Source organism: Hymenobacter sp. BT730, assembly GCF_030542105.1.
GTDB lineage: Bacteria > Bacteroidota > Bacteroidia > Cytophagales > Hymenobacteraceae > Hymenobacter.
Window position 1 is genome coordinate 384,697 of sequence record NZ_JAUOFB010000001.1, and the last position, 18,573, is coordinate 403,269.

Here is an 18,573-nt window from a genome sequence, read left to right on the forward strand (position 1 = left end):
GACAAGATACGGATTATCAGCACGGCCGGCTTATCCGGCGGCCCTTAGCTCAACGACAACATCCCGGCCGGTATTTGTTCCCTAGCGCAACTCTACCAACGCCGGGCAGTGGTCGGAATGAACCGCATCGGTTAACAGACCCGCCCCGCTGATGCGCGGTTGCAGCGCCTGATCTACTAATAAATGATCGAGGCGCCAGCCCACGTTACGGGCGCGGGCTCCGCTGCGGTACGTCCACCAGGAATAGTGGCCGGGGGCGTCGCCGTGCACGTGGCGAAAGGAGTCAGTAAAGCCATCGGCCAAGAAGGCGGCAAACCAGGCCCGCTCTTCCGGCGTGAAGCCGGGGCTGTTCTGGTTGGCTTTGGGGTTGTGCAGGTCCAGGCCCTGCTGGCAACAGTTGAAGTCGCCGGCAATAACCAGCGGGGGCGTGCCAGCGGCGCGCAATTGGGTTACATACTCGCGGAAAAACCGCAGCCACTCCAGCTTGAACGACTGCCGCTCCGGACCGCTGGTGCCCGAGGGCATGTACACGTTCAGCACCGAGAAGTCTTCAAAATCCAGGCGCAGCACGCGCCCCTCGCAGTCATACAGCGGGATTTCGCAGCCCGTGGCTACGTGCCGGGGCTTTTGCTTGCTGAAGGTGGCCACGCCGCTGTAGCCGGGCTTTTCGGCCGGGTGCTGGTATACGTGGTAGCCCAAGGCCTCAAACCCTGACACATCCAGCGGCTCGCGCCCTGCCTTGATTTCCTGCAGGCACAGCACGTCCGGGTCGGTTTGCTGCACCCAGTCGAGCAGGCCTTTGCTGAGGGCTGAACGTAGCCCGTTGACGTTGTAGGAGAGAATTTTCAAGAAAGAAGAACTTGAAATGGCTTATAGAAGAACGTTTGTCATCATGAGCTCAGCGAAGGATCTTATGCCAATTGAACGACCATCGTTACAACAACTCGCCCTAACTTGATAAAGTCCTTCGCAAGCTCAGGATGACAGTATAGCTAAAGGTGACAGATGTATGAGGAAGCCTTACTACTCTTCGCGCAGGAAAGCATCAAAATACTCCAGCATATGCCATTTCAGCATGCGCTCCTGCTCTTTCAGGGTGGAGAAAGGCACCGGACGGATGAGCTTGTAGTGCGGCCAGCCTTCCTCATCAACGCTTTCCTGCTCGTAATAGCCCGACAGGCTGAAGAGGCGGCAGGTGGCAATATGCATTAGGTCCTGCTTTTGCTCTTTGGTGAAGGGGCCAGCACCCTGGCCTAGCTCCTGCACGCCAATAAGTAGCAGCAAGGCATTCAGGTCGGGCTTTTTGCCGAAACGCTCGCGCATCTGGTTCATTAGCTCCCACCAGCGCTGCTCAAACTGCGCTTCGGTTTCCTCGGGGTTCAGCATGTCTTAGGCAGTGTGCTCAGCATGGGGTGGTACGGGCGCAGCAGACTCTTCTTTCAAGGCTTCCCAGTACTCCACGGCGCGGCGGAAATGGGGAATGACAATGCTGCCGCCGATGAGGTTGGCAATGGCGAAGACCTCATACAACTGCTCGTCGGTGATGCCTTCTTCGTAGCATTTGCCCAAGTGATACTTGATGCAGTCGTCGCAGCGCAACACCATGGAGCAGGCCAGGCCCAGCATTTCCTTGGTTTTCACGTCCAAGGCACCTTCCTGATAAGTGTTCGTATCGAGGTTGAAAAAACGCTTGATGACCTTGTTATCGGCCGCCATGATTTTTTCATTCATCCGCTGGCGGTAGTCGTTAAATTCAGAGACGAGGCTCATATAAATCAAATTGTAAAAACGATGTGAAGATGGTAACACGAAAGTAGGGACAAATGCTTCGTGGGCTGTGAAAGAATTAGAGCAGTTGGGAGCCATTTCCTACCTTCCCAACCTTGTTATCACGCTTATATAGTATTGCTATTATGCCCTTACCTGCTATCTGGCACGACTTCGTTTCCCTCGTTTTTCCGCGCGTATGCCTGGCCTGCGCTGATTCCCTGGCCCGGGGCGAAGAGCACATCTGCACCAGTTGCCGCACCGAGCTTCCCTACACCGATTATCATTTGCTGCCTGCTGATGCGAATCCACTGGCCCGGCGCTTCTGGGGCAAAGTGCCCGTGCGCTATGCCTTTAGTTATCTGCGCTTTCTACAACACGGCCGCGTACAGCACCTGCTGCATCAGCTTAAGTACCAGGGTCAGCAGGAAGTGGGCTTAGTACTGGGCCGCTGGTATGGCTATGAGCTGGCCGAAAAAGGCTTTACGCAGGAGTTTGATCTTATTATCCCAGTGCCGCTGCATCCGCGCAAGCTGGCCAAGCGTGGCTACAACCAAGCCGACTGCTTTGCTGAAGGCTTAGCACAGGGCCTGCAGGTACCATGGCTGCCCAACGTATTGCGCCGCACGGAGCATACCAGCTCCCAAACCCGTAAAAACCGTGTGGAGCGTTGGGAGAATGTGGCCTCAGTATTTGAAGTGCCCAATCCAGCTGCTTTGTCGGGGCTACACGTTTTACTGGTGGATGATGTACTAACTACGGGTGCGACCCTGGAAGCCTGCGCTGTTATGCTTTTAGCTGCCGGTTGCCGGGAGGTGAGTATTGCTACCATTGCTACAGCCGACCGTTAAGCAAGACAAACAAAAAAGCCGCTCCTTTTCAGGAGCGGCTTCTTGCCTAAGCGTTAGCTTCGAAATATTACTTGTTCGAACCAGCGTTAATCATAGCGCAGCGGAAACCGATAGCAGCGGTAGCCGAGTCCTGAGCCATGAAGCGGCGCGTGCCGGGCGACAGCCAGTAGGCTACGTCTTTCCACGAACCACCTTTGTATACGCGTACCTCGTCATCGATAAGCGACTGGTAGCCCTTCTTGTCGTAGCCTTCTGCCTTATCGAGGTAACCGTTCCGACGGAAGGGGTTCAGATCTTCCTCATCCTGGAACGACAGCGGACGGTAGATATCCTGCACCCACTCGTTCACGTTGCCGGCCATATTGTACAGGCCATAGTCGTTTGGTGGGTAAGCATAGATGTATTCCGTAATCATGGCGCCATCGTTCAGGCTACCGGCAATACCGGCGTAGTCACCGCGGCCGCGCTTGAAGTTAGCCAGGAACTGGCCCTGCTTCTTGCCATACGGATTCCGCATCTGGCGACCATCCCAAGGATAGATACGCTTGTTTTCCTGGTTTTCGTTGCCAGCCTCCTGCGTGCCGATGAGGGCCTGAGCAGCATATTCCCATTCAGCTTCGGTGGGGAGGCGGTAGTTTGGTAGGGTATTACCGTTTTCAATAGAAATCTTGGCAGCACCGGTTCCTTCCGCACCGGCATCAGCAGGAGCCGCGGCATCGCCACCTTTCTTCTTGCCGAACAGTTTGAAGCCACCTTTCTTAGCGGTGCCGTCGCCTGTACCTACACCCGCCAGCTTCTCATTCACCTTAGCAGTACGCCAAGTGCAGAAGTCGTTGGCCTGGAGCCAGCTTACGCCCACCACGGGGAAGTAGCGGAAACCGGGGTAACGCAGGTAGTAATCCACATAGGGGTCGTTGAACGACAGCTCACGGGCCCATACAGTGGTGTCGGGCAGTGCCGACTGATAGAATTCTTCCGCCGAGTCTTTACGGACATAGTGCAAATACTCCAGCCAGTGAATGTTGGCCACCTCGGCTTCATCCATGTAGAAGGAAGCAATGGTTACCGTCCGCTCAATGTTGTCGCGGGTCATGGCTACGTCTTCTTCAGCAGAGCCCAGTACCGTACGACCACCTTCGATGAAGACCAGACCAGGACCTTCAGGAATGCCCTGATAATCAGCCACCTTCATGCCTTGTTCGGTATTGTATTCCAGGCCGGTGGTAGAGCTGTACTTACCCGGTTTAGTGCTAGTAGGTGGCCCACCTTTGCAGGAAGCCAGCGCAACGGCTCCTACAGCAGCGTAGCGCAGGTACTTAGAGAAATTCATAGCGGTAGCGGAAATACCTGAGAAGAAAAGAGTTGTAAGAAGGCAATTCGAGTGCAATAATACAAAAACTCAGAAGGCCGGACAAGGAAGCAAGCGGTAATTTTTACGGCTGATACGGCGGCGAGCCGCTGCCAGCTTATCCACCTGCTCCAGCACCAGTACAATTTCGTGAGCACCGCCCGCGCCCAGATTTCTACTGCCCAGCTCTACATCGTGACTATATCCTACGCGAAAGCCAGAGAGCTGCACGCCCGCTACCACGGCCAGCACCGATGCCGGGCGCGGTGCCCCGGGCAGCGGAATGCCCCGGTACAGCAGGCCCATGGTGATGGGAGTAACAGTTCCGTACAACCCAACCTCTGCCCGTTGCGACGCGCCCTGACGGGTATACGACACTGTAGGCGAAAGGCTGATTTCGCGGTAGGTCTGTTTAACGGTGGACTCTGAAAAAAAGTGCTTTACGCCGCCAGTAAATGTTGCGCGCATGGGCAGGCGCCCCTGGGCCTGATTTCCCAGATTGGGTTGATTGAGGTGATAAAGGGCTAAACCAGCCCAGCTCTGGCGGTTATAGAGCAATCCACCCACTCCCACGCTTAGGTAATGCACCGGGTCAAACGGCACCGGTTCGGCGCTGGGGCCGGTCAATAAACCGTCGTCGGAGAGCTGGTCGCCGAACACCAGGTTGCTGTAGCTGATGCGCTGGGAACCGTAGGTGAGCTGGGCGCCGGCGCTCAGGTGCACTTCCTCACTCAGGCGGGCATGGTAGGCATAGAGGGCGGCGGCTTCCAGGCGGGTGTAGCCTACGGCCCCCAGCCGGTCCATGTTCACGAGCAGGCCTACGGCGTTACGCTGCTTTTCGAAGCGGTAATCAGCGCCCAGGTGCGTGGTCTGGAAGGAACCCGCCAGGGAGGGGAACTGCTCCCGGTAAGCCAGGGAAACGCCGTAGTCGTGCTGTAGGCCCGTGAAAGCCGGGTTCAGATGCAGACGGGTGGCATAGGATTGGGAGAAGTACAGGTCCTGGGCCTGCGCTTGTTCCCCTGCGCCTAGCAGCAGTAGGCCCACGCCCAGCCCGACTGCCAAACGGCGTCCGGGAAAGCAGGGGCGTACCAATCGTTGAAAGCGCATACTGGGGGTGCTAAACGAGGCTGGCCCGCAATTTGGTGCGAGACGAAGGCATCGAGGCCTCGAAAATGGCAAAATCCCGGCATCTTTACCGATATAGCTCTGGTGAGGTGCTGGCACCAAACCGGGCCTAAGGCGCGTTCTTCTTTTTTCTTCCCTCCTACCGTTATGCGTAAGTTCCTGTTAGGTCTGCTGATTTTCGTGGTGGTGCTGGTGGCCGCTATTGCTCTGGCGCCGGTGCTGTTCAAAGACAAGCTCAAGCAAGTGCTGGATAAGCAGCTGGCTGAGCGGGTAGCCGCACGTGTGGAGTATCAGCCTGAAAATGTGAGCTTAAGCCTGCTGCGCTCCTTTCCGGACCTGGCTCTGAGTATTGATGAGCTGCGCATTATTGGGCAGGATTCTTTCGCCCGCGATACGCTGGCTTACCTGCCCTCCTTCCGGGTGGGGCTGGACTTGATGAGCGTGGTGCGCGGCGACGAAATCAAAATCAAATCGGTGCAGCTGGATGAGCCCGACATCAGTTTGCGGGTGCTGAAAAGCGGCCGCGCCAACTGGGATATTTTTATTTCCGACTCGGCGGCCGCTACCCAGGGCAAGGATACCAGCCAGGTGAAAGTGGCCATCAAAGGCTGGGAAATTAACAACGGCCACCTGCGCTACGAGGACCTGAGCATTCCGTTTGCCATGCAGGCCCGCCACGTAAATCACACTGGCTCCGGCGACTTCGCCCAGAATATCTTCGATATGGACTCGAAGACTACGGCCGACGGCTTTACGATGAACTACGATGGGGTGAACTACCTCGAAAATACCAAGCTGGACGCCGCCGTGACCATGGGCATGGACCTGGGCAAGTTCCTGTTCACCTTCAAGGAAAACCAGGTGCGCCTCAATGACTTCCCCTTCTCCTTCGCCGGTAAAGTGGGTCTGCCGAATGACACAGACATCACCTACGACATGACCTTTAAAGCCCTGGAAACCGACTTCAAGAACATTCTGAGTCTGGTGCCGGGCGTGTTTACCGAGAAGTTCAAGGACATTCAGACCAGCGGTAAAATGGCCTTCAATGGCTATCTGAAAGGCGTGCAGAACGACGTGAAGATGCCCGGCTACGGCGTGAACCTGCAGGTAAACAACGGCATGTTCAAGTATCCCGATCTGCCCCAGGCTGCCCGCAACATCAACGTGGATATGGTGGTGGACAACCCCTCCGGCTTCACCAACAATATGAAAGTGAACGTGAAGCAGTTTCACCTGGACCTGGGCACGAACCCGATTGACGGCAACGTGGCCATCGACGGGCTGGAGCCCATGAAGGTAGACGGCCGCGTGAAAGCCAACGTGGACCTGGCCGAAATGCTGAAAGTGTACCCTGTGAAAGATTTGCTGATGCGCGGCAAGCTGTTCGTAGATGGTACGGCCAAAGGCATCTACTCCAAAACCCAGATGCCCGTGGTACAGGCCAAGTTGAACCTGACCAACGGCTACGTGAAGAGCAAGCAGTTCCCGGCTCCCATCGAAAACCTGACGCTGAATGGCACCGTGGTCAACGCCACCGGCCAGCCCAACGACACGCGCATCAACATTCCCCAGTTTAAAATGCTGCTGGATGGCGAGCCGCTGGAAGGCCGCATTGCCCTGCAGAACATCGACAAGCCCCTGTTCGACACCGATGTGCGTGGCACCGTGGACCTGACCAAGCTCACCAAAATATTCCCGCTGGAAGGCATGACCGTGACCGGCCGCCTGAACGGCAACGTAGCCGCCAAAGGCAGCATGGCCGATGTGGAAGCCGAGCGGTACCAGAATGTGGTAGCCTCGGGCACCGTGAATGCCAACAACGTCACCTACAAGAGCAAAGACCTGCCCCAGGGCGTGAAAATCAGCCGCGCCACGGCCACCTTCAACAACAACCAGATTGTGTTGAAAGACATGCAGGGCTTTGTCGGCACCTCGGATATTGCCGCTTCGGGCGTTATCAGCAACTATTTGGGCTACCTGTTCACGCCGGGCCAGTCCCTGAAAGGCAACCTGACGGTGAACAGCCGCCGCTTTAATGTGAACGAGTGGATGGTGGACGAGGTAACGGCCAAGCCCACTACAGGCGCCGTAGCGGCCACCAAATCCCCCGCCACCGCTACCAAGGCCGATGGCGTGCTGCAGATTCCCAAGTTCTTCGACCTGACGCTGAACACCAATGTGGGCACCATTGTGTACGATAACCTGAAGCTGGAAAATGCTAAAGGCACCGTAACCGTGCGCGACGAAGCCGTGCGCCTGAACGGTCTTACCTTCAATACCCTGGGCGGTGCCTTTGCTACCAACGGCAGCTACAGCAGCAAAAACCTGGCGCATCCCAAGTTCGATTTCGGCCTGAACATCAAGAACCTGAACTTCCAGAATGCTTTCCAGGCATTTACCTCCATCAAGAAGTTTGTGCCCCTGGCCCAGCAGATTGAAGGTATTTTCTCCACCAACTTCAACGTGAGCGGGGAAATGGGACAGGATATGATGCCGGTTTACAGCTCGCTCACAGGCAAGGGTGTGTTCGAAATTATTCGGGCCGCCTTGGGCAACTCGCCGGTGATGAATAAAATCAGCGCCCTTACCCAGCTGCAGGAGCTCAAGAAGTTTGCCGTCGAAAACAAAGATGTGGCGGCCGAAATGCTCAACGGTAACTTCATTGTGAAACCCTTCGATTTCAACGTGGGGCAGATGAAGCTCACGGTGGGTGGCTCTAGCAACGTAGATGGTAACTTAGAGTACGTAACGGCTATTGATGTGCCCACAGGCAAACTGGGTAATCAGCTCAACAGCAAGCTCACTCAGCTCACGGGCGTGCAGGACATCAAAGGCACGGAACGGGTAACCTTGGGCATCAAGATAGGTGGCTCCATGGCCGACCCCAAAGTGGCCCTGAGCAGCGGCAGCGTGAAAGGCCAGGCCAAAGACATAGCCAAAAGCTTGGTGACCAGTGTAGTGGAATCGAAGGTGAGTGACGCCAAAAACAAGCTGCTGGCCAAAGCCGGCCTGCAGCAGGACAGCGTGAAGCGCAGCCTGGCCGACCAAAAGCAAGCGGTGGAAGACCGCGCCCGGCTGGAAATAGAGAAAAAGCGCTTAGAAACCGAAGCCCGGCTGAAAACCCAGGCCAAAGAAAAGCTGGGCAATATCCTGTTTGGTAAGCCCAAAGCGGTGCCCACGCCTGCCCCCGAGCCCGCTAAAGCGGATACTACCAAGTCATAGGATGAAGGAAAGAGCAATATAATTTTGCGTAGGAACGTTTCCGGTCAATATGCGGTATAATACTTGCTCTTGGCCGATGAGGTACTGGCTTTTGAGCAGAGTACCGTAGCTTTCCCTTCCTGCTAACTTCTTATATGAAAATTTTCCGACTGATTCCGCTGGCTCTGGCCGGCGCGCTGGCACTGTCCGGCTGTGCAAATGACTCTGATAACACCCCGGCTGTAGCTCAGATGCGCGTGCTGCTGGTCGATGCTCCCGGCGACTATAAAGCCGTGAACATCGACCTGAAAAACGTGCAGGTGAATGTAACCGGAACTACTGGCGAGGATGGCTGGCAAACCCTGGACCAGGTAGGAGTTGCTCGCTATAACCTGCTGGACTATGTAAATGGCCGTGCCGCCGTTATTGCTGGTAGCACGTTCCCGGCCGGGCACATTGAGCAGATTCGTCTGGTGCTGGGCGAGAACAATACCCTGACGCTGAAAGACGGCACCGTAGTAGCTCTGAAAACCCCCAGCGGCCAGACTTCTGGCCTGAAGGTGAAACTGAATACGGATCTGGAAGAAGGCGTTACCTACAACATTGTCCTCGACTTTGACGTGGCCAAGTCCATTGTAGAGCGTGGCAATGGCGAGTACAACCTCAAGCCGGTTATCCGGGCAGTAGCCTTGGCCTCGGCCGGTGCTATCCGGGGAACGGTAGATCCAGCTGCGGCGCATCCGCAGGTGTTGGCTATCCGCACGGCCGGTGGCGCAGCTGATACTCTAAGCACCTACCCCGATAATGGTGGTGGCTTCCTGATTCCCGGCGTATCAGCCGGCACCTACCGCGTAGAGTTTAAAACCTCGGCACCCTACAGCAATGCTGAGAAAGCCGACGTAGTGGTAACCAATGACCATACTACTGACTTGGGTATCATCACCCTGAACTAATCCGGATTTGTTATAAAAAAAGCCCGCTGCGCAGTGCAGCGGGCTTTTTTTATGGCTGGTAGGAAGAGTTTACAAGCTGAGGGTGGGCTGGCCAGCGGCCGTCAGTTCGCGGCAATAGGTAATAAAATCAGTGTTGATGGGCTCCAGCCCATTTTCGCGCAGGCGCAGGGCCACTTGGGCGCGGTGATAGTTGGCATGTACCGGCACATGGGTAAAAATGTCTGATACCTGGCTGACGTAAGATTCGCCCGCGGAGTTGGTATAAGCAATCTGTCGGTTCATCTCCGGCTCGTCAGCTTTGCTGATCAGCTGCTGCAGGTGTTTGGAGGTCTGCTGGTGCAGCGCGTGGCACTGAGCCAAGGTATGCTCCTGCCAGACTGTAACGGGGCTTTTGGTGGCCGTCAGCCGGCCAATCCAGATGGCCTGGGCGTTGAGCACGTGACTGAACAGACGCAGGCACACGGCCGGGATTTCCTGTCCGGAGGCTTCAATTTCGTCTAAACGGCGCAGCAGCGTATCATTGGCCCACACGTTGTAGGCCGCCAGTTTTTCTATGGTACTTATCATGCAGGTAATTTGTAGGCAAAGGCAGAGAAAGCAGCAGTTGCCGCTCTGGTAGCCGGGTTGAGCGCCTAGGCTACCAGAGGGAGCTGCGTAGGGTTAGCGCGCATCTTCCCAAACCAGCTTCTCATTGGTTCGGTTTTTTTCAAAATCGGGGCAGCGGCCGTCGCCGCGGCCAGTGATGCCCCCGTCGGGCTGGCAAATTACTTTGCCTTTGGCATCGTAAAGGGTGGTAAACTGGTCGCAGCAGGGGGCGCTTTGGTAATAAACCGTCTGGCCGTTAAATGTGTAGCTTAGAATTCGGGCCCGGGGGTTCTGGGGCTTGTCGGCCTGCAGGGCGCTGATTTTCTTTTGCAGCCAGGCTGGGCGTGCCGTGGTGTCGAAACTCACGGTTGCAGCGTCGGGTTTGGGTTCAGTGGTAGGATTGGCCACTGGGGCTGGCGTGGAAGACCCATAAACCGGGCCAGCTGTATCATCGGTGGGCGTGGTTACGGCCACCTTGCGCTGACACGCGCTGGTGCTGAGCAGCGTAGCCGCGAACAAAGGAGCAAAAGAGAAAAGAAGACGCATAGCAGACAGGAATAAGGGCGCGAAAGTAACAGGCAGATTGCAAAGACAAGGCCACTGGCGTCCGGAATACTGCTTACGCTGCCAAGGCCCGCCTAGTTCTCAAGTCATACCCGGGTTAGAAGCCCACCCATAAAGCCCACAGCCGGGGGCCAAAAATAAGTCCTCCCACTACCAATGCCCCCAGCGCTACCACGAGCACGGCACCCGCTGCAATATCCTTGGCGCGACCTGCCAACGGGTGATACTGGGGCGACACTAAGTCAACAATAGCCTCTACGGCGGTATTCAGTAACTCGGCACTCCAAACAGCGCCTACGGCCAGCGCTACCAGGGCCCACTCCCACCGTGCCAGGTGGAAGTAAAAACCTAAGGCCACCACGGCGACGGTAGCTCCCGCATGAAACTGCAGATGCAACTCCGTGGCCAGAGCCATGCGCACCCCCCGAAAGGCATGGCCAAAGCTGGCGGCACGCTGCCGCACAGCCCGAAAACGCTGCGGCCGACTAGCCACGGGCGTCGAACTCCTGAAAAACCGTCATACGCAGTGTATCCCACTCCGCTTTCAGAATGCTGAAGTACACGGAGTCACGGCGGCGGCCGCCTTGCGTTATCATATGGCTGCGCAAAATCCCTTCTTCTGTGGCTCCCATGCGGCGCATCGCCTCGCGGGACTTCCAGTTCAGCGCATCAGTTTTTAACTCTACCCGTTCACAGCCTAATTCCCCAAAAGCATATTTCAGCAGCAGGTGTTTGGCAGCACGGTTGAGGCCGGTGCGCTGGTAGTCAGCTCCTAACCATGTCCAGCCAATCTCCAGGCGTTGGTCGAGTAGAGCAAGGTTGCCGTAGCTGGTGCTGCCTACCACCCGGCCGCTTTGCTTATCTATAATGGCAAAGGGGTAGCGCACACCTTTTTTTCGGTCGCGCAAGGCTTTGGTCAGGTAGCTGGCCAGCCCAACCGCGTCGCCGGGGTTCGGGTCCACCGTAAAGCGCCAGATTTCCGGGTCGAAAATAACGGCTTTCAGGTCCTCGAAATCCGTCAGCTCCAGAGGACGGAGCCGCACCCGGTCGTTTTCGAGGGTAATACAGCGCGTAAAATCCATGAGGTATGGGAATGAGAAGGCAAAGATGCCGGGAAAAATGAAAAGCCGCTACCCTGGTTGGGAGTAGCGGCTTTTCAGGAGACTAGGAAGTCATGCAGAGGCACAACCGAAGCATGATGTCCTAAATGCTTACTTCTGAATCTCGCCTACCATGTCTTCGGGCTTCAGCCATTCATTAAACTGCTCCTCGGTGAGGTAGCCTAGCTGCAGGGCTGTTTCCTTGAGGGTAGAGCCGTTTTTGTGAGCGGTCTGGGCAATTTCAGCTGCCTTGTAGTAGCCAATGTGCGGGTTCAGAGCCGTTACCAGCATCAAAGATGAATCCACGTGCTTCTTAATGTTGGCTTCCAGCGGTTCTATCCCGGTGGCGCACTTGTCGTTGAACGACACGCATACGTCACCAATCAAGCGGGCCGAGTGCAGGAAGTTGTAGATCATCATGGGCTTAAACACGTTCAGCTCGAAGTGGCCGTTCATGCCTCCAATGTTGATGGCTACGTCATTGCCCATTACCTGCGCGGCTACCATGGTCATAGCCTCACACTGAGTGGGGTTCACTTTGCCGGGCATAATGCTGGAGCCGGGCTCGTTGTCAGGAATGTGTAGCTCGCCAATGCCGGCACGCGGCCCTGAGGCCAGTAGGCGGATGTCATTGGCAATCTTCATCAGCGAAGCGGCTACTGTTTTCAGTGCGCCATGGGCTTCCACAATAGCGTCGTGCGCGGCCAGAGCCTCAAACTTGTTTTCGGCCGTGATGAAAGGCAGGCCGGTAAGGTCCGCAATGTGTTTAGCCACGTTCTCCGAGTAGCCGGGAGGCGTGTTGATGCCGGTACCTACGGCCGTGCCGCCCAGCGCCAGCTCGGAAAGGTGCGCCAGCGTATTCTTGATGGCGCGCAGGCCATGGTCGAGCTGCGACACGTAGCCCGAAAACTCCTGCCCTACCGTGAGCGGCGTAGCGTCCATCAGGTGGGTGCGGCCGATTTTCACGATGTGCATGTACTGCGCTGACTTTGCTTTCAGCGTGTCGCGCAGCTTCTCAATACCGGGGATGGTTACTTCCACCAGAATCTTGTAGGCCGCAATGTGCATGGCCGTAGGGAAGGTGTCGTTGGAGCTTTGTGACTTGTTTACGTCGTCATTGGGCGCCAGGAACTTCTTCTCATCCAGGAGGTGGCCGCCGTTGAGCACGTGGCCACGGTAGGCAATTACCTCATTGACGTTCATGTTGCTCTGCGTGCCTGAGCCGGTTTGCCACACCACCAGCGGAAACTCCTTATCCAGCTTGCCTTCCAGAATTTCATCGGCCACGCGGCCAATTAACTCAGCTTTTTCGGCGGTCAGAATACCAGCGTCGCGGTTGGTAAGGGCGGCGGCTTTCTTCAGGTAAGCAAAGGCACGGATAATTTCCTTGGGCATCCGGTTGATGTCCTGGGCAATCTGGAAGTTGTCGATGGAGCGCTGGGTTTGGGCGCCGTAGTAGGCGTCCTGCGGCACCTGCACGGTGCCCATGGTGTCTTTCTCCTGGCGGAACTGGGTCATAACGCTATGGGGTGAGAAGGAAATGAGATAACAGAGAACAGGCCAGCCAGCCGAAAAGCAGCGCATGGGGATGCGTAGCACGGTAGGGTAGCTGCGCGGCAAAAGTACACAACGCCCGGGAGCCCAGGGCGCTCTGCCGCGAAAACTCTGTTGGCTGCCGTAGCGGCCGGATAACAGCCGGTAGCCGGGAGGCTGCGTACACAGAAATCCTGCTACGTGCTACTCTCCTGTCACTTCTACTTTGTTCAGCGCTATGAGTACCATCAAAAAAGTAATTGAAGTACTGGCCAGCTCCGAGAAAAGCTTCGAAGATGCCCTGCAGCGCGCCCTCACCGAGGCCAGCACCACAGTGAAAGGCATCCAGTCCATCTACATCAAAAACCAGAGTTGCCGGGTGCGCGACAATAAAATTGTGGAGTATCGCATCACCGCTAAAATTAGCTTTGAGGTGATGCACAAGTGGGTGCCCGGGCACACAACGGCCACCAACGAGGCTATAGGGTCTGGCATGCCTGACTATAGCGGCGTAGAAGTAAAAACCCACCCCGATGAACCACTAGAGGTGAAGCCCGGAGGCAGTGCTACCACGCCTGCCAGCGGTGGTGGCTACAGTGGCTAACATTCGGCAGCCTAACGGTTATCGAACCGGAAAATAATGTTTACCTGAGCCTTGTGGGCAATGCGCTGCCCGTTTACCACCGCCGGGTACCAGGTCGGGCCTTCCTTCAGCAGCCGGATGGCTTCCGCATCATGTTCATCGGTGAGGTGCTCGGCCACTTTAATGTCCTGTAGTGAGCCATCGGCCCCTACCGTGAACCGTAGCTTCACAATGATTTTGGCACTGTACGTGCTGCCGGGCGGGTCTTTTTCCGGATAGCGAATCTCGCGCTCTACATACTCATTGAAGGCAGCAAAGCCACCCGCCGGCATGGGTGCAATATTGGGAATAGTGGGCATTTTGGTGGCACGGCCCCGGCCTTCGGGTACCACGGCCCCGGGGGTGGCGCTGGTTAAGGGCGTCATGGCCAAGTCCAGAGTAGAGTCCGGCCCCAGAATGCGCTCCGCATCCCGGTAACCCGCCGACATAAACGTCAGGCTCTCTACACCAGCAGGCACCAGCAAGTCAAAGCTGCCATCAGCGTTGGTGGTATTCCGCACAGTTGTACCGGTAGCCTGTACCACCACGCCGGGCAGGGCTTTGCCGGTAGGCCCATCAGTCAGGCGGCCGCGAATATGACGAGCGGGCCGGGCTACGGAGTCAGGCTTTCGGGTATCCGGGGAAGAGGCTATGGGTGCTTTTTCGGTGGTTTGGCGTGCGGCTGTTCCTGAGTCGGCCGCTTTGGGTGCAAAGCCTGCACTATCCGGCTTTGGGTTAGCTGCAGCAACCTGTTGGCGAGGGCTGGCAACCGGAGCAGTTGGCACGTTGCGCAGCTTGGCCCGCATGGTTCTCACATAGCGGGTAGGACGCACTTTTGCTTTTACCTTATCCACTGGCCTGCTAACCGGCTGTATTATCTCCTTTTCTTCCCGGGCCTGTGCAACTACCGGGGGCGCAGGTATTTCCGCGGCTTTTGGCAATATAGTCGGGCTTGTAGTGGCTGGGGCAGGCACAGAAGCTGATTCCGGCCGGGGCTGCGGGCGCATCCAGAAAAAAGTGCCGGCTATGACCAGTACCAGGATGGCGGCCGCAGCCTGCAGCCACATACTGCCCATGGGGCGCCCTACGGCACCTGCCCCTACGCGCGCTTGCAGGCGTTGGTGCAGTTCCGTGAGGGCCTGATCTGTAGTAGCGGCATCGGTCTGGGAAAGGCCCTCCAGGATATCAGCGCATTGCTGGCACTCCAGGGTATGGGCCTCTATGGCATGTTGCTGCGCCGGAGGTATATCTCCGGCTATATAACGCCGTAGCAGCTCCGCAGACAAATGCCGGGCAGGTGCAGGGTGAGCTGATGAGGCGGCGCTATGAGGATGCATTGAAGGAAGAAGGTGATTCAAGGTGGCGGCGCAGATTACGCTTCCCGTTCTGGATATGGCTTTTTACTGCATTCAGGTCGTATCCTGTTTCAGTAGCAATGTCGCGGTAGCATTTATTTTCGAGGTAAAACAGCCTCAGGCACTGTTGCTGGCCCAAAGGAAGCTCGGTCAGCGCCTGTTCCAGGGCTTGCAGGCGCTCCTCCGTAAGGAGGGCTTCATCAGGGTCATCGACTGCCTGATGCCGCGCCATCACCAATTCCATATCGGAGGCATCAGAAAAGTGCAACAACAGGCTGCCGCCACTATCCGGGCCGGTGCGCTTACGGGCGCGTAGCACCATCAGGCAATGGTTGCGGGCAGTGGTACTCAGCCAGGCGGGAAAGTTGCTTACCTCGTGCTGACGGAGCGTATCCACCAGCTTTTCAAAGAGCTGCATCACGGCATCCTTGGCATCTTCCTCGTCCTGCAGGTAGCGCCGGCAGATAGCAAATACCTCTGTTATGTAGCGCTCATACAGCGCACCCAAGTCGGCTACGTCGCCCTGTTGGCGGTAGCGCAGCAGCAGCTCCTCATCGGAGAGAGCGGCAGGCAGCTTAGGGCGACGTTTAAACCACATGGGGAGAGGAATACTACGGAGAAGCCGGGAAGCTACGGCTTCCCTGCCTTAAGATACGGGGTCTGCAATTTATATATCCGTTAAAAGCCGGGCTGCCACGCGGGCCAGGCTCTTTCCTGAAAACAATTGCGTTGCCGTGTGGAATCTGATACCAACTGGCATCAGTCAGAAAACACTTCTTCTATGGGATTAAGTTACCTGCCTGTCAGAATGTTACTGGCACCCCCGCGACCGTGCTTGGTGCCCGCTGATTTCATGCTGGAAATATACTCGGTAGCTGCCCACCCGGAGTTGCCTGCGAGGCAGCAACTGCACCTGAAAATAAAAGACTCTCCGCGGTGAAAGTATAGGGGCGGGCCAGGTCTGCTACTCACCGGCCCAGCCAGGGCAGCCAGCTGTTTGCAGACGGCTGGAGCTACTGTCCTTGTTCCGTCTGGTCTGCCCCGAGCACCGTTGCGCTTTCCTATTCCCGATTGCTAGTGTATAATTCCCTAATATTTAAAATACGCAAAAGCCCCGCTGAACTGTCAGCGGGGCTTTTTGCATCTATAAAAAAGCTAAGCGGTGCTTAGAAAGAGTAGTTAAGCGAGGCTTTGATAACGCGGTTCTGCGCATCGAAGCGGTTGTTCTTATCGAGGGTGGACAGGCCGTAATCATAGCCGGCGCTGATGCCCAGGCCCATATCCGACTGGTAGCCTAAGCCACCTACTACCCCAAAATCGACGGGGCGAAACTGGTCTTTCACGTCAAAATCATGCTGATAAGCGGAGAAGCCCAGAGCACCGGCCTGCAGCCGTACTTTGTTGCTAAGTAAAAATGATGCCTGAGGGCCGGCATAGAGATAGAAACCGGGCGTGAGGTAGGCCTTCATCAGCAGCGGCACATCCAGATAAGCCATGCGGGAAGTAGCTGTTACACGGGCATTCAGGAAGTCAAACTGCTCAAAAGGAATTTTTCCCGAGAGCTTCATGCCTTTTTCAGAGTACAGCACGCCCGGCTCAATAGCAAAATGCTCGCCCAAGGGCAGTGTGGCGTACAGACCCGCATGAAAGCCAGGCTTCAATTCTTTCGTAACCGCTCCCTCCGAGTAATCGGCCAGGTCCATTACGCTTTTTACTGCATCACCTGACCAGTCGGCTATGTTCACACCGGCTTTAATGCCCAGCTGTACGCCTTTGGTGTTAGAGGCAGAAGATGTGGAATAGGTAGTGCGGGTAGGGGTGCGGCCGGTATAAGCGGGTACGCGGTGGGTTTGCACCTGAGCCTGAGCCAGGTTGCCGAAGGCCGAAAACAAAAGGGTAGCCGCGGCCAGGCGGCCGAAAAGTCGCTTCAAAATCATGGCAGTAAAAATCAGGAGTGCGGAGGAAGAATAAGGACCGGCAACCACAGTGCGCGCTACGGGCCATCCGGCTTCTGAACGGTACTATTACAAAACCGTGCCAGTTATTTACAGTCCAGAATAACGATTTATTTAATGATTGATAATCAAAATATTACAGATAATAACCGGTGTTTAATAACACCAAATAGAGCATAGTAAGGCTGTTTTTTGAAGCAGCTGGATAGTTATTCCGGGCGGGCGGCAGAGCGCAGTGTATCGGTAGGAGCGGGGGCTACGGGCAAGCTGTCGGGCAGGGCCGCCGGGCGCGGCATGGGGGCTATTTTGGGAATGGGCTTTTTAGCCGGTTTGGGCTTGCGGGCCGCCGTGGCCTTGGTTGGGCTCTTCTTTTTGGCCGCGGCGGCTTTTGCGGCCGCGGCCTCGGCCTTCAGCTTGGCAATGCGCCGCTCCAGGTTCTCGAGCATGTATTGTGCATCGGACTTAAACTGGGGTTCCGTGAACAGGGCCACGGCCAGCTGCGCCTCGTGGCGGGCTTTGGGCAGCTGGTGCAGCTCTATATAATCGTAAGCTAGGTTGAAATGGGCCAGGGCGTAGTTCTTGCGCAGGGAAATGGTATGCTCAAAGGCCGCCGCGCTGGCTTTAAACTGGCCCAGCCGCATGTAGGCGTAGCCCAGAGCATAATAGGACAGGTAGTCGCCGTAGCCGTGCTTATGGGCTGCTTCATAATGCTGCACCATCAGCGGGAAAAGGTTGTCTTCGGTGCGGCCGGGCTCGGCACAGCCGCACTGCTGCACCTCAAAATAGTAGTCGGCCAGGCCTTTATCCAGCTTATAGTTATCGGGATACTTTTGGTAAAGCCCTTCCAGGATGTTGCGCACGGGAAAGAAAAAGGCCAGTGTATCGGTGCGGGCCAGCACCCGGATGGAGTCTAGCGGCTGCGTGAGCGAGAGGTTGCGGAAAGCAAACCGGCGGTAGTTCAGGTGCCGGCTATGGTATTGCAGGGCCAGCTCCGCCGCCTTGAGCGCTACGGCCGGCCGCTTATGCTCGGGGTCAAAGTTTTGCAGCAGCACAAAGGCCGACTCGTACTTGCGCTCCAACACCAGCTGATTGGCGCGTTGGAGCACAATAGATTCGCCCTGCGCCCACGCGCCGGCCACTGGCAGTAGCCAGCTCAACCAAAACAACACTCCAAAACGCATCATGCAAGAGAATAGCGAGGCAAGATACAGCCCCGGCCGCATTCAGGGCATAAACCGGGCTGGCCCCCGGCGAAGGTCATCGAAAACTGCCCCTAATGCCTTGCATTTCCAAAATCCTTGGCTAGCTTTGGTCAACAACCCCCTTGCAGATCATGCCTACGCGCGCGGCCCGTTTCTATTTTAGCTACTATTTCTACTACGGCAAACCGTAGCAGCGAGGCCCCTGTTTGTAGCATCATCCCACAAACTCATGCAAGCCTCCCTACCCGGAGGCTTTTTTTACGCCCCTTCTGACTCCATGCGTTCCGACACTGCTCCTTTCTGCTTCTTCTTTAGCTACTACTTCTATTACCGGAAGCAGCGGGGCCCCTTTTGCATGTTCTAACCACTCAGAATGCAGCAACTACCCAGGGCCCCGCAACCGCGCCGGCCC

The 18,573-nt window shown here is 56.4% G+C and carries 18 protein-coding genes; 4 read left to right on the forward strand and 14 right to left on the reverse strand.

All coding sequences use genetic code 11. The annotated features are described in order from the left end of the window. Positions 1–81: 81 nt before the first annotated feature. The 3 genes from Q4G72_RS01595 to Q4G72_RS01605 all read right to left on the reverse strand — a co-directional run bounded on the left by Q4G72_RS01595 (position 82) and on the right by Q4G72_RS01605 (position 1,770). Positions 82–849: an exodeoxyribonuclease III gene (locus Q4G72_RS01595; RefSeq protein WP_303309683.1), complete on the reverse strand. Its 768-nt coding sequence runs from the start codon at positions 847–849 to the stop codon at positions 82–84. Positions 850–1,023: 174 nt separating this feature from the next. Beyond that, positions 1,024–1,386: a hypothetical protein gene (locus Q4G72_RS01600; RefSeq protein ID WP_303309684.1), complete on the reverse strand. Its 363-nt coding sequence runs from the start codon at positions 1,384–1,386 to the stop codon at positions 1,024–1,026. 3 nt (positions 1,387–1,389) lie between these two features. After that, the gene (locus Q4G72_RS01605; RefSeq protein WP_303309685.1) at positions 1,390–1,770 is read right to left on the reverse strand and encodes a carboxymuconolactone decarboxylase family protein; all 381 of its coding nucleotides are present in this window, start codon (positions 1,768–1,770) and stop codon (positions 1,390–1,392) included. Positions 1,771–1,913: 143 nt separating this feature from the next. On the opposite strand from Q4G72_RS01605, the gene Q4G72_RS01610 reads away from it, so the two are divergent. After that, complete coding sequence (locus Q4G72_RS01610) at positions 1,914–2,618, forward strand: ComF family protein (protein ID WP_303309686.1); 705 nt, start codon at positions 1,914–1,916, stop codon at positions 2,616–2,618. 67 nt (positions 2,619–2,685) lie between these two features. Here Q4G72_RS01610 and Q4G72_RS01615 read toward each other — a convergent pair whose 3' ends face one another. Both Q4G72_RS01615 and Q4G72_RS01620 read right to left on the reverse strand, forming a co-directional pair. Then, the gene (locus Q4G72_RS01615; RefSeq protein WP_303309687.1) at positions 2,686–3,948 is read right to left on the reverse strand and encodes an SUMF1/EgtB/PvdO family nonheme iron enzyme; all 1,263 of its coding nucleotides are present in this window, start codon (positions 3,946–3,948) and stop codon (positions 2,686–2,688) included. A 69-nt stretch (positions 3,949–4,017) separates the two neighbouring features. Next, positions 4,018–5,073 carry a PorP/SprF family type IX secretion system membrane protein gene (locus Q4G72_RS01620; RefSeq protein ID WP_303309688.1) on the reverse strand — a complete coding sequence of 352 codons (1,056 nt, stop codon included), beginning with the start codon at positions 5,071–5,073 and terminating at the stop codon, positions 4,018–4,020. A gap of 165 nt (positions 5,074–5,238) precedes the next feature. Between Q4G72_RS01620 and Q4G72_RS01625 the strand changes: the two genes are divergently transcribed. Both Q4G72_RS01625 and Q4G72_RS01630 read left to right on the forward strand, forming a co-directional pair. Next, positions 5,239–8,313 carry an AsmA family protein gene (locus Q4G72_RS01625; RefSeq protein ID WP_303309689.1) on the forward strand — a complete coding sequence of 1,025 codons (3,075 nt, stop codon included), beginning with the start codon at positions 5,239–5,241 and terminating at the stop codon, positions 8,311–8,313. Between the two features lie 134 nt (positions 8,314–8,447). Beyond that, positions 8,448–9,245, forward strand: coding sequence for a DUF4382 domain-containing protein (locus Q4G72_RS01630; protein ID WP_303309690.1), 798 nt, complete (start codon positions 8,448–8,450; stop codon positions 9,243–9,245). A 69-nt stretch (positions 9,246–9,314) separates the two neighbouring features. On the opposite strand, the gene Q4G72_RS01635 is transcribed toward Q4G72_RS01630, so the two are convergent. The 5 genes from Q4G72_RS01635 to fumC form a co-directional block, all read right to left on the reverse strand. Then, a complete protein-coding gene (locus Q4G72_RS01635; protein ID WP_303309691.1) occupies positions 9,315–9,812 on the reverse strand; it encodes a DinB family protein in 498 nt (165 codons plus the stop codon). A 93-nt stretch (positions 9,813–9,905) separates the two neighbouring features. After that, complete coding sequence (locus tag Q4G72_RS01640; protein WP_303309692.1) at positions 9,906–10,376, reverse strand: DUF6970 domain-containing protein; 471 nt, start codon at positions 10,374–10,376, stop codon at positions 9,906–9,908. 115 nt (positions 10,377–10,491) lie between these two features. Continuing rightward, on the reverse strand, positions 10,492–10,887 hold the full coding sequence (locus tag Q4G72_RS01645; protein WP_303309693.1) for a diacylglycerol kinase family protein: 396 nt from the start codon (positions 10,885–10,887) through the stop codon (positions 10,492–10,494). Next, the gene (locus Q4G72_RS01650; protein ID WP_303309694.1) at positions 10,880–11,476 is read right to left on the reverse strand and encodes a GNAT family N-acetyltransferase; all 597 of its coding nucleotides are present in this window, start codon (positions 11,474–11,476) and stop codon (positions 10,880–10,882) included. The genes Q4G72_RS01645 and Q4G72_RS01650 overlap by 8 nt, the downstream gene beginning before the upstream one ends. A gap of 129 nt (positions 11,477–11,605) precedes the next feature. Continuing rightward, positions 11,606–13,012: a class II fumarate hydratase gene (fumC, locus tag Q4G72_RS01655; RefSeq protein WP_303309695.1), complete on the reverse strand. Its 1,407-nt coding sequence runs from the start codon at positions 13,010–13,012 to the stop codon at positions 11,606–11,608. A gap of 253 nt (positions 13,013–13,265) precedes the next feature. On the opposite strand from fumC, the gene Q4G72_RS01660 reads away from it, so the two are divergent. Next, positions 13,266–13,631, forward strand: a complete 366-nt coding sequence (locus tag Q4G72_RS01660; RefSeq protein ID WP_303309696.1) for a dodecin family protein — start codon at positions 13,266–13,268, stop codon at positions 13,629–13,631. Positions 13,632–13,642: 11 nt separating this feature from the next. Here the strand turns inward: Q4G72_RS01660 and Q4G72_RS01665 are convergent, their stop codons facing one another. From Q4G72_RS01665 to Q4G72_RS01680, 4 genes are all read right to left on the reverse strand, one after another. Then, on the reverse strand, positions 13,643–14,986 hold the full coding sequence (locus Q4G72_RS01665; RefSeq protein WP_303309697.1) for a carboxypeptidase regulatory-like domain-containing protein: 1,344 nt from the start codon (positions 14,984–14,986) through the stop codon (positions 13,643–13,645). Continuing rightward, positions 14,973–15,602, reverse strand: coding sequence for an RNA polymerase sigma factor (locus tag Q4G72_RS01670; protein WP_303309698.1), 630 nt, complete (start codon positions 15,600–15,602; stop codon positions 14,973–14,975). Before Q4G72_RS01670 ends, Q4G72_RS01665 begins: the two co-directional genes overlap by 14 nt. Before the next feature lie 568 nt (positions 15,603–16,170). Beyond that, on the reverse strand, positions 16,171–16,941 hold the full coding sequence (locus Q4G72_RS01675; RefSeq protein ID WP_303309699.1) for a porin family protein: 771 nt from the start codon (positions 16,939–16,941) through the stop codon (positions 16,171–16,173). Positions 16,942–17,168: 227 nt separating this feature from the next. Further along, on the reverse strand, positions 17,169–18,143 hold the full coding sequence (locus Q4G72_RS01680) for a tetratricopeptide repeat protein (protein WP_303309700.1): 975 nt from the start codon (positions 18,141–18,143) through the stop codon (positions 17,169–17,171). Between the last annotated feature and the right edge of the window lie 430 nt (positions 18,144–18,573).

Coding starts and splice junctions, on each gene's coding strand:
- Q4G72_RS01660 (WP_303309696.1), top strand. CDS start 13,266: ATGAGTACCATCAAAAAAGTAATTGAAGTACTGGCCAGCTCCGAGAAA.
- Q4G72_RS01625 (WP_303309689.1), top strand. CDS start 5,239: ATGCGTAAGTTCCTGTTAGGTCTGCTGATTTTCGTGGTGGTGCTGGTG.
- Q4G72_RS01675 (WP_303309699.1), bottom strand. CDS start 16,941: ATGATTTTGAAGCGACTTTTCGGCCGCCTGGCCGCGGCTACCCTTTTG.
- Q4G72_RS01665 (WP_303309697.1), bottom strand. CDS start 14,986: ATGCATCCTCATAGCGCCGCCTCATCAGCTCACCCTGCACCTGCCCGG.
- Q4G72_RS01670 (WP_303309698.1), bottom strand. CDS start 15,602: ATGTGGTTTAAACGTCGCCCTAAGCTGCCTGCCGCTCTCTCCGATGAG.
- Q4G72_RS01600 (WP_303309684.1), bottom strand. CDS start 1,386: ATGCTGAACCCCGAGGAAACCGAAGCGCAGTTTGAGCAGCGCTGGTGG.
- Q4G72_RS01630 (WP_303309690.1), top strand. CDS start 8,448: ATGAAAATTTTCCGACTGATTCCGCTGGCTCTGGCCGGCGCGCTGGCA.
- Q4G72_RS01610 (WP_303309686.1), top strand. CDS start 1,914: ATGCCCTTACCTGCTATCTGGCACGACTTCGTTTCCCTCGTTTTTCCG.
- Q4G72_RS01680 (WP_303309700.1), bottom strand. CDS start 18,143: ATGATGCGTTTTGGAGTGTTGTTTTGGTTGAGCTGGCTACTGCCAGTG.
- Q4G72_RS01605 (WP_303309685.1), bottom strand. CDS start 1,770: ATGAGCCTCGTCTCTGAATTTAACGACTACCGCCAGCGGATGAATGAA.
- Q4G72_RS01650 (WP_303309694.1), bottom strand. CDS start 11,476: ATGGATTTTACGCGCTGTATTACCCTCGAAAACGACCGGGTGCGGCTC.
- Q4G72_RS01640 (WP_303309692.1), bottom strand. CDS start 10,376: ATGCGTCTTCTTTTCTCTTTTGCTCCTTTGTTCGCGGCTACGCTGCTC.
- Q4G72_RS01615 (WP_303309687.1), bottom strand. CDS start 3,948: ATGAATTTCTCTAAGTACCTGCGCTACGCTGCTGTAGGAGCCGTTGCG.
- Q4G72_RS01635 (WP_303309691.1), bottom strand. CDS start 9,812: ATGATAAGTACCATAGAAAAACTGGCGGCCTACAACGTGTGGGCCAAT.
- Q4G72_RS01620 (WP_303309688.1), bottom strand. CDS start 5,073: ATGCGCTTTCAACGATTGGTACGCCCCTGCTTTCCCGGACGCCGTTTG.
- fumC (WP_303309695.1), bottom strand. CDS start 13,012: ATGACCCAGTTCCGCCAGGAGAAAGACACCATGGGCACCGTGCAGGTG.